Origin of the sequence: Pseudomonas sp. Cab53 (assembly GCF_018325965.1) — a bacterium.
Lineage (GTDB): Bacteria > Pseudomonadota > Gammaproteobacteria > Pseudomonadales > Pseudomonadaceae > Aquipseudomonas > Aquipseudomonas chlororaphis_E.
Genome location: NZ_AP021902.1, coordinates 5,092,714 through 5,105,212, shown reverse-complemented (window position 1 = coordinate 5,105,212; position 12,499 = coordinate 5,092,714). Strand labels below are relative to the sequence as shown.

12 protein-coding genes and 1 pseudogene are annotated in these 12,499 nt (G+C 53.3%); 6 read left to right on the top strand and 7 right to left on the bottom strand.

The features are described 5' to 3' along the window. Position 1 precedes the first annotated feature (1 nt). Positions 2-487 (top strand): DUF2442 domain-containing protein, encoded by a 486-nt coding sequence (locus KI241_RS22355; RefSeq protein WP_212803012.1) that lies wholly within the window; start codon positions 2-4, stop codon positions 485-487. Between the two features lie 105 nt (positions 488-592). Here the strand turns inward: KI241_RS22355 and KI241_RS22350 are convergent, their stop codons facing one another. The 4 genes and pseudogenes from KI241_RS22350 to KI241_RS22335 all read right to left on the bottom strand — a co-directional run bounded on the left by KI241_RS22350 (position 593) and on the right by KI241_RS22335 (position 2,789). Next, positions 593-841 (bottom strand): pyocin S6 family toxin immunity protein, encoded by a 249-nt coding sequence (locus KI241_RS22350; RefSeq protein WP_212803011.1) that lies wholly within the window; start codon positions 839-841, stop codon positions 593-595. 12 nt (positions 842-853) lie between these two features. Further along, positions 854-2,049: pseudogene (locus tag KI241_RS22345) on the bottom strand (S-type pyocin domain-containing protein). A gap of 156 nt (positions 2,050-2,205) precedes the next feature. Then, positions 2,206-2,538, bottom strand: a complete 333-nt coding sequence (locus KI241_RS22340) for a type II toxin-antitoxin system HicB family antitoxin (RefSeq protein WP_212803010.1) — start codon at positions 2,536-2,538, stop codon at positions 2,206-2,208. Continuing rightward, positions 2,535-2,789, bottom strand: coding sequence for a type II toxin-antitoxin system HicA family toxin (locus tag KI241_RS22335; protein WP_092205428.1), 255 nt, complete (start codon positions 2,787-2,789; stop codon positions 2,535-2,537). Before KI241_RS22335 ends, KI241_RS22340 begins: the two co-directional genes overlap by 4 nt. A 182-nt stretch (positions 2,790-2,971) precedes the next feature. On the opposite strand from KI241_RS22335, the gene KI241_RS22330 reads away from it, so the two are divergent. Beyond that, a complete protein-coding gene (locus KI241_RS22330; protein WP_212803009.1) occupies positions 2,972-3,655 on the top strand; it encodes a hypothetical protein in 684 nt (227 codons plus the stop codon). Between the two features lie 118 nt (positions 3,656-3,773). Here the strand turns inward: KI241_RS22330 and KI241_RS22325 are convergent, their stop codons facing one another. From KI241_RS22325 to KI241_RS22315, 3 genes are all read right to left on the bottom strand, one after another. After that, positions 3,774-4,034: a Rho-binding antiterminator gene (locus KI241_RS22325; RefSeq protein WP_042728019.1), complete on the bottom strand. Its 261-nt coding sequence runs from the start codon at positions 4,032-4,034 to the stop codon at positions 3,774-3,776. Between the two features lie 84 nt (positions 4,035-4,118). Next, entirely contained in the window at positions 4,119-5,006 is an 888-nt protein-coding gene (locus tag KI241_RS22320) for a dihydrodipicolinate synthase family protein (protein WP_212803008.1), read from the bottom strand. A 19-nt stretch (positions 5,007-5,025) separates the two neighbouring features. After that, complete coding sequence (locus KI241_RS22315) at positions 5,026-5,808, bottom strand: aldolase (RefSeq protein ID WP_212803007.1); 783 nt, start codon at positions 5,806-5,808, stop codon at positions 5,026-5,028. Between the two features lie 150 nt (positions 5,809-5,958). On the opposite strand from KI241_RS22315, the gene KI241_RS22310 reads away from it, so the two are divergent. The 4 genes from KI241_RS22310 (at position 5,959) to KI241_RS22295 (ending at position 12,498) form a co-directional block, all read left to right on the top strand. Then, positions 5,959-6,525: an XRE family transcriptional regulator gene (locus tag KI241_RS22310; RefSeq protein ID WP_063322864.1), complete on the top strand. Its 567-nt coding sequence runs from the start codon at positions 5,959-5,961 to the stop codon at positions 6,523-6,525. 478 nt (positions 6,526-7,003) lie between these two features. After that, entirely contained in the window at positions 7,004-7,369 is a 366-nt protein-coding gene (locus KI241_RS22305) for a DUF6124 family protein (protein ID WP_212803006.1), read from the top strand. A gap of 1,785 nt (positions 7,370-9,154) precedes the next feature. Then, positions 9,155-10,864, top strand: a complete 1,710-nt coding sequence (locus tag KI241_RS22300; protein WP_212803005.1) for an AAA family ATPase — start codon at positions 9,155-9,157, stop codon at positions 10,862-10,864. Positions 10,865-10,866: 2 nt separating this feature from the next. Next, positions 10,867-12,498, top strand: coding sequence for an ATP-dependent helicase (locus tag KI241_RS22295; RefSeq protein ID WP_212803004.1), 1,632 nt, complete (start codon positions 10,867-10,869; stop codon positions 12,496-12,498). Position 12,499: the final 1 nt, after the last annotated feature.

The following is a 12,499-nucleotide window of genomic DNA, read 5'->3' as shown; positions in this document are numbered from 1 at the left end:
CATGATCAGCAAAGCCAGAATCAGCAGCGTGAAGCCTGCCCCCGGCAAACATGCCTTGCAGGTGGAGTTTGCCAACGGTAAGCGCTACGACGTTGACCTGCGGGAACACATCCGACAATTCCCCGTACTCAAGCCCTTGGAGGATCTGTCGTTATTCGGCACCGCCCAAGTGGGCGAATGGGGCTTCGATGTGAGCTGGGGAGATGACTTGGAACTGGCGGCGGTCACCTTGTATCGGTTGGCGCTGGAGCAAGCCGGTGAGGTGATGCCGACCCAGGCATTCAAGCGCTGGATGACTGCCAACAAACTCTCGTTGACGACCGCCGCGCAGGAGTTGGGCTTTACCCGTCGCACTATCACCGCTTACAGCAGCGGGACTTCAATGATTCCCAAGCATGTGGCGCTGGCTTGTAAGGGATGGGAGTTTGAGCACAAAGGCAAGAGAGCGACAAAGGCCAAGGGCCAAAAGACGTCTCAAATAGCTTGATGAGACTAGACCCCTTTGACTGCGCAGCCCCATCGGATAGCTAGACCCTCTTATCTTTGACCAGCTAAGGTCCGAGCGGCGCAGCGGCGCTTCCTCGACCAAGGACTAGTCGGCACAAGTTCCGATGTAATATTCAAGCCCGGTAGGAAATTTTATATCTAGAATTTTTTCTATTTTTCTTAGCTGTTTTTCTGTTATCTCCAGCTCTCCTGGGCCAATTTCGTTGAATGGCTTGGCTTCAGTTATTTGGGCCAATGCCTCCTTTTGTTCGGCATCTTTTATGTGAGTTTCGAACTGTAATGAATCGTCCTTTTTGTCGTCTGGGTAGAAGCCTGTTATTGAGAAGAATGGCATGGTGTTCCTCTTTTATTGTCTTGGGGTTGTCCTGCCGGGTTTGGCAGGTTTTGTTTGACGGCCTGTCAAATGGTCGTACTCACCCAGATGGTTTCCTAGCTTGTCGTACTTTTCTACGGCATTACTTTTGGAATCCCATTCATAAATACGTCCCTTCTTATCCACCCAACGTCTTCTTTTTTTGCCCCCGCCTTGTACGGACGATTTTGATTTTACCCTGACGGCATCGGGGAAGGCCGGTAGCAGTATCGGAGCTTCGTAATACTTATGATCCCCGGAACACTCAAAACCACATAAACCGGCCGAACCCCCGAATCCGCCGGAAACACCAGAATGAAATCCCTGTACTCCGGCGGATAGATCGGATCGACGATAATGCTGTCGGCCACTGGCGTCGGGGGATAGATCCAGATGTGAGGAGCTTGGGGCGCAGCTTCCAGAGCAGGGATGCCAAGGGTGTCGGACGGGTTGATGGCCGGGGTCCAGATCAGCTCGATGTCATCACCCAAGTCGGCGACGAACTGATCGGCTCTCGGTGTGAACTGGACAACATCGACCATTTCCCAATCGCGGTTCTGGCCGGTGTAGAAGCCGTAGCCCTTGAGGCTGCCATCGGCCTGCTGCTCGATGCTCAGGCGCATGCGGCTGCGGGCCTGCTTGAGGTCGCGTAGCTGGTCTTCGCTGTACAGCGCGCTGTCGCCCAGGCTGGACGGCCAGAGCAAAGCGACGATGCCTGTCAGCAGAGCTGCCCCAACGGTGCCGCCGGCAGCGGCAGCCGTAGAAGTTGCCGAGCCGCCCAGCGCGAGCCTGCCCACGGTAACGGGTACCGTGCCAGCGCCGATCCGCTTGAGGGGGATCGTGCCGGACGGGTCGGCGCTCCGGCCCCCGAGCCACATGAGATCGCCGTACTGCTTGACCAGATCTGCCGGGACGTAGCCGTTGGGGTTGTTGTAATCGATGATGCCATCGGGGAGCTTGCAGCTTTTGGCAAACACGCTTCCGGTCACGCTGGACAACGGTTTGCTATCCACCGTGGCCCAGCGCGTTTGTTCGTAAGCTGCCTGGCGGGCAAGCATGGCTTCATAAGCCTGCTGTAGAGCGTCACGCTCGGCCAGTTCGCTGGCGCTCATGTCCCGATAAGTAAGGTGATGCCCGTCACCACCGGGCGGGTTGCGAACCCGGGGAATGTCTTTTTCGCGTGTCGCCACGTAGTGAGTCTCGTCCGCTAAATGCAGCGCAGACGCTAACGCGGGAAGAGAGGGGCGCGATGTAGGAGGTTTCTTGAAGTGGTTGTTCCGGTGTCCTCAATACAGGTAGGTCTTGCTCAGCAAGACCTTTTTTCAAATCAATCCGTGTATCTGACGTTAGACGTGCGCCGCGCGTTCAAACACCTCATCAGCCCACTGGTTCAGGCTTTTGCCAGCGGTTTGGGCTGCAATGGTAGCGGCAGCGTGCACTTCAGGACGAATGCGTAACATCACCTTGCCGGAGGCTGGCTTCTCAGGGCTGACGCCTTGCTCGGCACAGTCCGTCAAGTAATCCTCAACAGCACTGGCAAACTCCGCTCGTAGCGCCGTCACGGAATCGGCGTGAAAACTGATGATGTCACGCACACCCAGAATTCGACCGACGAAGATGTCGTCACGCTCATCGAACTCAATTCGGGCTGTGTAGCCCTTATAAGTCATGCTGTTCATAGCTCAACTCCTGCCCGCTGGAGAAATTCGCGAGCCTCTTCTACCTGATATTTTTTGGCTTCTTTCCCAGGGTGTGGCCGATGGCAGCGCCATTGGGCCTCTCCCAGCGTCAGCTTGACCCGAGAACCTTCGCGCTCCAGCACTTGGCCACCCAGATGAATGACCAAGGCTTCAATATCAGCAAACACTATCGCCGCACTCGTTGGCGTACGGTGGATCGCTTCAAGGGTTTTACGGTGCCTGTTTTTCATGCGTCTGATGCTATCAAAAGATGATAGCACTATCTAGCCCGTTCGGCGCGTTGCCACCCCCAGCATTTTGTCCCCGTTGCTCTTTAGTGCCGTGGTTTCTCGCTGCGCGCAAAGCAGGAAAATTCGCTGCTCGACCGGGAGTCATTTAATATCTCGACCCCGTCCAATACGTGGTCTCGTCCATGCAGTCTCTCGAAAATGCGCTGCTTTCCTACGCCACACAGCACTTGCCATCACTTCCCCATATCTACACCTGGAAGTTCGATACCGCCCTCGTCCACCGTTCATTCAAATGGGAGATCGATGGCTCGAACTGGTACGAAAAAGCGCGCGCCCTGAAGCGACATGTCGCCCAGGAATGGACCACGTCGCCCGAACAAAGAATGGCCCTCGCAGACTACGCGGTGCGCGTGTGGGGAGGTGTCAGGGGAAACGCGCTCGCAACGATGCAAGGCTACGTTCAGACCATGTCACAGGGGCGGGTGCCGGACAAGCACAAGGGCATCGCCTCATGGTCGAAGGTGGCGGCATTCTCGAATCCAACCGAACACGCCATCTTCGATGCGCGGGTTGCATTTTCCCTGAACGTTCTACAGATACTTCACAGCGATGAGCAACGCTGGTGGTTTCCGCATTTGGCGGGTCGAAACACCCACCTCAACGCCTGTTGGCCCCGCTTGAAAACCCAGGCGCGTGAACAGCGCTGGATTCGAATTGCGACGACCGATGTTTACTCGACCTACATCGAGTTGCTGGTGAACGTCTCCCGAAAACTGGATGTGGAGATCGGTGATGTGGAGATGCTGCTCTTTTCGAAGGCGGAAGATTTTGCCGGGGCGTTCAACGAGGCCTATCCCCCGACCTGACGACCAAAGCACGCCGGCACTTATCGAAAGGGGACGGCAGGCAGTTCCCCCGTGGCGAGGGAGCTTGCTCCCGCTGGGCTGCGCAGCAGCCCCAAAACCTCCCGCCCGGCAGACTCCGCTACGCCAGCACAACCCGACCAAACCGGGCGCTGTCATCCTGCGGCGTAATCGCCAGCAACTGATCGAGACGAATCTCCAGGCGACCTTCCGCAGTTTCCACGTCGAGAAACTCCTCCCGCGTGGGGGCGGTGCGCGTGGTGATCGCCCGGGCTGTCAGGCGTTGGCCGTCAATCAGCTCAATGTCCAACGTGTAGCCGTACAGGCAGGCAATCTCCAGGTAATCATGCAGGTCGCAGTTCAACGGTTGATAGGTCTTCATCTCAAGTGACCCCCAATGGAGCGACCGGACAGGTTGGGACGCCACCTGTCCGTCGCAAGATTAGAACTCAGCGCCCTTCGTGAATCAGAGCAATTGTTTCAACATCGCCTGCAGTTGCTCGTTACGGGCGTCATCCAGTGGAAAAACCGGCAGACGCGGATCGCCAACCTCCAGGCCAAGCGTACGCAAACCGGCCTTGATGGTGGCGGGCAAACCGCCCTTGAGGATGAAGTCCAGCAGTGGCAATTGACGATAGAACAACGCCCGGGCCTGGCTCAGGTCATTGGCCAGCACGGCAGCGTACAGGTCGAGGTTGAGCTGCGGGATCAGGTTCGGCGCGGCCGTGCACCAGCCCTTGGCGCCGGCGGCAAAGGCTTCCAGCGCCAGCGGATTGCAACCGTTATAGAACGGCACCTGGCCTTCGCCCAGCACTTGCAGCTTGTGCATGCGCTGGATGTCGCCAGTGCTCTCCTTGACCAGGGTGACGTTCTCCACCGCGTTGAAAATCCGCAGGATCAGTTCCACCGACATGTCGATGCCGCTGGTGGCCGGGTTGTTATAAAGCATGATGGGCAGGTCGATGCTGGCGCCGATGGTTTTGTAATGGGCGAGGATTTCCGCCTCGCTCAATTTCCAGTACGAAGCCGGCAACACCATCACCACATCGGCGCCCTTCGCCTGGGCAAAACGCGCGCGGCGCACCGCCTTGGCGGTGGTCAGGTCCGACACGCTGACCACCGTCGGCACCCGGCCGGCGACGCGGGCGATGCTGAACTCGGCGACCTGGTCCCACTCGGCGTCGCTCAGGTAGGCGCCTTCGCCCGTGCTGCCCAAGGGCGCGATGGCGTGGACGCCGCTGTCGATCAGGCGATCGATGGACTGGCCCAGCGCGTCCAGGTCCAAGCCCTGGCCGTCGGCGGAGAAGGGCGTGATGGTGTAACCGATGATGCCGTGGATATTGGGGGTAGACATGGCGAGGCTCCTAATAGGGTCAGTTCAGGCAATCGGCGTGTTGGCGCAGGTTCTGCCGGACGTAGTAGTCGAAGGCGGCCGCGTGGCGCTTCGGTCGGGCGATCCAGTCGTGGGCTTCGCGGCCCAGGTGCGGCAGGATCGGTTTCACTTCGCCGGCGGCCATGGCCAGCAATTGCAACTTCGCGGCGCGCTCGATCAACTGGGCGATGTTGCAGGCTTCCTCTACGGTGGCACCGGTGGACAACTGGCCGTGGTGGGAAAGCAGGATGGCGCGCTTGTCACCCAGGGCACCGGCGATCAATTCGCCTTCCTCATTGCCCACCGGCACGCCCGGCCAGCCTTCCAGGAACGCACAGTCTTCGTACAGCGGGCAGAGGTCCATGTGGGAAATCTGCAGCGGCACTTCCAGCATCGACAGCGCGGCGATGTGGGTCGGGTGGGTGTGGATGATGCAGTTCACGTCCGGCCGAGCACGGTAGACCCAGGTATGGAAGCGGTTGGCCGGGTTGGGCATGCCGTGGCCTTCCAGCACCTCCAGGTCTTCATTGATCAGCAGCAGGTTGCCGGCGGTGATTTCGTCGAAGCCCAAGCCCAGTTGTTGGGTGTAGTAGGTGCCCGGCTGCGGCCCGCGCGCGGTAATCTGCCCGGCCAGCCCTGAGTCGTGGCCGTTCTCGAACAGGATGCGGCAGGTCAGGGCCAGCTTTTGTCGTACAGTCCACGTATTATCCGGCAGTGATTTCTGCATCTGGTTAACAGCATGCTGGACCAACTGGTCCTTGGGCGTTGCCAGTGTCTTGCTCATATCCGTTCTCCTGATTCGTTCTTTGAGCGTTCTTGATCCGCGTCATGGAAGCTGTGAAGGGAAGGTGCTAATGACACTAAATAGACTATATGACACAAAGTGTCATTTGCAATCGCAGATTGTCCGTTTCTCTGGAAATGTTGGTTACCTATGTCCATTCGCTTGAAATTGCTCAGGAAAAAACTCGGCATGACACTGGACGTCCTGGCCGAAAAAACCGGGATGACCAAGAGCTACCTGTCCAAGGTGGAGCGAGGCTTGAGCACGCCCTCCATCGCCACCGCGCTCAAGCTCGCCAAGGCGCTGAGCGTGAAAGTCGAGGAGCTGTTCTCCGAAGAAAACGTCTCCCTCGACAGCTACAGCCTGGTGCGCAGCGAAGACCGCCAATCCCTCGCGGCGAGCAGCGGCAGCTCCGAATACGCGGTCTTGGCCCACCAGGTGTCCGAGCGCAGCCTGCTGCCCTTCATCCTCTACCCGGCGGCCGAGTTCACCGCGCATCACGCCTTCAAGGAGCACACAGGGGAAGAATTCCTGTTCGTGCACGAAGGCCAGGTGGAAGTGGATTTCATGAACGAGCGCGTGCTGCTGAACCGTGGGGATGCCCTGCATTTCAATGCGCAGAAGCCCCATCGGCTGCGTTCGGTGGGGGATGTTCAGGCACAGTTGCTGGTGGTGGTGCACAGCGATGAGTCGTCGGAGAAGGGCGAGGGCGCCTAGCGGCTTCGATTGCAATGTCATTGGTAAACAACGTGGCGAGGGAGCTTGCTCCCGCTGGGCTGCGCAGCAGCCCCCTCCTATAAGCGCCGAACGGCATCGGGCACCTGCTCGGACCAGTCGAGTGGCGTCCTGTCAGTAAAGACCGACAGACACCCGCGACGAAAGCTCGCCAAGCCACAGCGTCTTGCGCCTTTGCCTACAACTACGCCAGAATCCGCCGGCTTGTGCGCCTGGGGTTGCGTCGGTAGTTTTGGGCCTGTCACTGATGGTCAGTGATCGGGTTTAGCAGCTCGCCGAGTTAAGTCGCACAACGCGTCATCAGTCAGGAGTCCCCACCCCTGCACTTGATGGTGGCTGTGCGCAGGGCGCCCTCGGGCGCGCCGATTTCTTAACTCGTCGGTCTGCTAACCTGCGTACAGCTGCCTCCCAATTCGTTTAGCAGCGAACGGGTCGTGGCCTCAATCAGAGAGTTAAGACCATGGTCAAAGTTACACCGAACCCTCCAGTTACAGATTCAAACGAACCCACATCCCGGGCACAGTCTGCCCGCAACAAAAAGCTCGACGACGCGGCCACGCGAGCGTTGGATTACTACCTGAAACCCAAGCCTAAGGGCGAAACGTCTGACAAGACCGACTCTATTTTTCGGATTGATCCGGGGGTTGATTCTGAGTGTTTGCTTGCGAATCTCAGTGAGAATTTGGCTTCGGCGAATGCGATGATCAGTGATTTGGCGTTTGATCTGGATGGATCGAGGCGGCGGGTTGCGTTGGGGATCTTGCAGGTGATTGAGGTGAGTGAGCTGTTGGCGAATCGGGCTTTGGATATTGTTGAGGTGAGGTAGGGCGGAGGAGCTGCGCCGCCCAGGTTGGAAAAAGGTCTTGCTTGGCAAGGCCTTTTTTGTGCCCGAGGGAGACTCGTGTATGCCATATAAGCCGTGCCTTGTAGACGGTTTTTACGTTTAGGGATACAGGTAGGGATACACGCTGACGTGCGCTGGCTAACCTTCTATCCCTTTGCGAGTTTACGAAAGTGCTCGAATAACCGAAACCCCACATAGTCTTGCCTGTGCCTATACAGGTGTCGGTAGTAGCAATCCCAGTAACTGATCATCCGATCCTGTAGGGCTTTGAAGTACTCTGGGTTGCCCCTGATGAATGCTCCGTACAGGTCCGGATCGAGCGCTTGCAGGTGAGCGTCGCAGGTATTGAGTATTTCGATTACGTACTCGCCGGTTAGCTGCACAACGAACGGGACAACCCAAGGCTGGGGCACAGAGAGAATTTGCCGTAGCTGACGTTGTCGGACATGACCATCGTGATGCCTAGTCAGGATGCAGGAGTACATGACGCTTTGAAGCCCATTCAGCTGTGAACATCCCCGCTCATTGCCCTCGTGATGAATTCGATAGGGAATGATTAAATCCTTGCCACCTACTCTGCTTCAATGCCTGGATGTGTGGCTTGGCTGGTGTTCCCTAATATTGGGCGCAGGCCCTCAGGTCTGAACGGAAGATCAGACGGGAAAGCGGTTGTGATTGAGCCTGTACGAAATGCAAGGTTTGATTCTGGGCTGGGTGGCATGTTCAGTCTCGGCAGCCAGGGACGATGTGCTGTGCATCTATCCTGACAGAAAGCGACGCGGTGCATTAGGTTGAAGGGATATCACAAAGGACCTTTCGCCTTCTGCCAATGTATGCGGCTCGTTGGAGAGGCACGGATCTGAAATGCTGCTGGGGACCCTGAGGCATTTCTCTCGGTACGGGGTCGGAAACCCGCGAGATCTAGGTAGCGACAGAGATTGCAGCTTACTGAAATTTCAACGTTGAAATTGAAAGGATCCTGACGAAAAAAGGGGATCGTCACCGCAACGATAAAGGTGAGCAGTTGTGTTGTTGATAGCGAACGGTTGAACCCGGTCAACCATGTCAACCTGTCAACCGACGTAGAAAACTCAGTCGCTAACAAGATGCTGCGGGTTCTTTGCCCCGTATTCCTCAGGATGCCTAGGGTCCCGGCAAATATCCAATAGCCTTGAGCAACCGCTCTGGTGAATCGTTGCTCGACGGGTGATCTGTTCACCAATTTGGACATTCCTACACTCGCGGTCCTGCGGATCTCCGATCCCAGCCCTCTCGGTATCGTCAAGGTTCCTGGCAGTTGCGATGATCGATGACCCTCCTCAAGAACACACAGAACTTCGCCCGCTGACGGCATCCCATGCTAGGGGATAGGGGAGGCCGCTAAAGCGGTGTTACGGAGGTTACACATGTAACAGGCGTCTCTAAGCTTATGTTTTTAAATGGCTTATTTTTCGTTACATCACGCGGGTCACGAAGGCGTATCGAGTGTTACAGAAGTTCTTAGTGTTACGCTTCGAGAGGAGTGTTCGATTGGCGATATCGTTAAAGCGGTGCGGCGTGAACTCACCTCTTCGATTAAAAACGGCCCTCCTTAACGGCTCGCTGTGACGGTCTAACTGCTCGGAGGGCAACCGATTAGGAGGGCACGGGTGTGATTACTCTGCTCTGAGTGGTAGCTATCAAATCTGCATGCGATACTGGTGCTATCAATGTAATGGCCCCGTGAGCTGTCGAAAACCTTGCCCTCATTCTACACAAGGACTAGTGATGGAAATTCAAAGCGTACAAATATCTGGCTATAGGAACTATCACAAGGCCACAATAAAATTTAACAAGAGCACCTTGATAATCGGAGGGAATGATAGTGGCAAAACTAATTTAATTAACGCAATTAGACTGCTCCTTGATAAAACTTTACCTGAGCTTGAGTTGGAGCCTCTTCCATCCGATTTTCATTTTGACGAAAATGGAAAACAAGCCAGCAAAATTTGCATTGACATTTTTTTTACAGGAATTGTGGAGGATGCGGTACTTTCTGTACTAAAAGGGAACGTTAGTGATGAGGGGGAATGTCTGCTGCGTTATGTTGCAGATAAGGCGGATCTAAGCTATGCGTTATATTGTGGGGGCTCGGCGGATTTACTAAATGAAGTTAACAGTAGGTTTTATTTAAAGTACCTTAATTTGCGGTATGTTAAGTCAAAGCGTGATCTAGATCGGTTTATTGCGCTTGAGAAAAAGCAGCTTTTAAAAATATCACAAGAGGAATTGGAGGCTGGTGACGCAGTAGAAGATCGAAAACAATTAAAGCTAATTGAGCGCGACTTAAATAAATTGAATGAAAAGGTTCGTAGTTTAAATTATGTAAAGTATGCCACGGCTGCGGTTAACGAGGAGTTGTTAAAGCTTTCCTATGATCTTTCTTCTTATACTGTTCATTTGGACTCGGGAGCAATCGAAACGCAGCAGTTTATCGATAATCTCAAACTTGGAGCTGCCACTTCTGGCTCTAAGGTGTCTCTTGGCGGAGATGGACGAAATAATCAAATTTTACTTGCTCTTTGGAAGGCAAAAAGTGAGAGAGAGTTTGATCCTGACAGTGAGGTAGTATTTTACTGTGTTGAAGAGCCTGAAGCGCACTTGCACCCCCACCAACAGCGCAAGCTTGCCGATTACCTGATTAACGAACTACCTGGGCAGGTACTGATTACAACGCACTCGCCTCAAATAGCTGCTCGATTCTCACCAGAGTCTATAGTGAATATTAAAGTGAAAAAGGGGAGAAGTGTTGCAGCTAGTGGAGGATGTTCAAAATGCGTTAGCGCAGCATGGGAGGACTTTGGGTACCGCATGAGTATTTTGCCGGCAGAAGCCTTTTTTGCAAAAAGCGTTCTGCTCGTCGAAGGTCCATCGGAACAATTGTTTTACCATAAGCTGGCAACAGCACTTGATCTTGATCTTGATTTTTTTAATATCTCAATCCTGTCAGTGGATGGCATAAGTTTCAAAGTGTATGCCAGGATCTTGGATGCTATGGAAATACCATGGACAGTTAGAACGGATAATGACGTCTCTGATATTAAAGTGAACAAAGTGCCTCAAAGGCGTTTGGATGGTTTAAATAGATCGTTGCGGTTGGCTGGCAAACCCAGTTTGCCTCACATGAAAGCCGGCACATCTCAACGTGACCTTATTACCTCAGGACTGTGGGCTAACATTAGTAAAATTACTAATGCCAAGGGTGTGTTCATTTCAAAGATTGATCTAGAAAATGATCTGGCTGATGAGATGCCCAGCGAAATGAAGGCGTATGCGAAAAAGAAAACAGTAGCCGAAGCTGTGACTTTTTTACAGGCTAAAAAAGCTATCAGAATGCGAGCATATCTCAAGGAGTACTCTTCGGCTTTGAAAAATATTGGCGGAGGCGATTTAGCTCGTCCATTGCTGTATTGCGTAGCTGAAGCAATGGATGCCTGACCATGAAACTAACAGATGAGCAACTTGCGGCAATTGAGTTTACAGGTAACTTGGTAATTACGGCCTGCCCAGGTAGCGGTAAAACAACCGTCATGGCTGAGAAAATCCGGAATGAGTTGGACGGACTAAAGCGATACCAAGGAGTCCTAGCAATCACCTTTACGCGCAAGGCAAGTAAAGAATTGGAGCAGCGTTGTAAACAGGGGGGTAAAGATGTTGCGGCAAGTTTTTTTGGAACAATTGACGCTTTCTGCCTTTCCGAAATTATATTCCCATTTGCAAGTCATGTGTTTCCTGTATCGTTGCCAAACCTGGAGCCCAAATTCAAGGGAGATCTTAGCTCTGAAGAACAGAAACTGATTGAATCAGTTGCTGAGGTTGAAGGAAGGCTGTGTTCCGGAAACTTTGAGTCCTACCTTCCTGCATTTGAGCAGCTTTTGGGGATGGGGTGTCTGTTTTTTGAATCAATCTCCTATCTAGCGAATTATATCTTGAACTCGTCTGAGGCCTGCCGGCGGTATATTAGGGCGCGATATGCAACTGTCTATATTGATGAATATCAAGACTCTTCTGCTATACAACACGAGTTGTTTGTTTCATTACTAGAGTGTGGGCTTCAAGGCGTATGTGTTGGTGATGTGCAGCAGTCAATTTATGGCTGGCGCGACGGTAGTCCTAAATTTATACGCGAGCTTATTGCGTCGCCCAATTTTAATCATATGACGGTTAGTAAGAATCATCGTTGTCATCCATCTATATCTAATTATGCCAACAGACTATATGACCCGACTTGTGCTTTGCTGGAAGCTGACGAGATAACTATCTATCGATGCGAAGTAGAGGGCGATGAATTCGACGCTGCATCAAAGCTAAACATTATCATACCGCAACTGGTTAAAAAGTTTGCGGTGATTAACTACTCCAAAGTGGCAGTGCTCGCCAGAAATAATAAAGGGCTAAAGCGTCTTCGTGAAAAGCTCACGTTGCCATGCATGATTTATTCTGATGATGCACTAGCTCTTATTGAGTCAAAAAACTCTCTGCTTTGGCGTGCATTGTTGTCGTATCGCTTTGATATGACACAGCAGGCGAACGACTTGATCGTCGCTTATGCATTGAACTTAGAAGGCAGTCGGGATCGACTAAAAAAGCTTCGATTAATGGTGCGTCGCATCCGAGAAGTGCCGCCTGAGGATCTTGTGCTAGACCTTCTTCAAGCAGCTAAAAGCTTCTACGGGAGTGATGGTAGTGAAGCTGAAAAAGCTGCATTGGCACATGTCATTGGGGACCCAGAGCTTTTATCTCAATACCATCCTTCTGGAGATCATCAGATTCAATGCATGACTCTTCATAAGTCTAAAGGACTGGAGTTTGACGTAGTTATTCACCTGGATCTGGTAGAGTGGAGCCTGCCCTATCAAGAGCTTATAGGGAACCCCAAGGAAGTCTATTATCCTGATATAGAACAGGACCTGAATCTTCATTATGTAGGTATTACACGTGCGAAGCTGGCCTGCGTGTTAATATCAACAAGTTTACGGATCAACGCAAAGGGTTTTGCATCAGTCGCCAAACAGTCGTGTTTTTTGAGATTGCCAGGATTGGAAAATCTTTATAAAGTCGTCAGGAGATGAT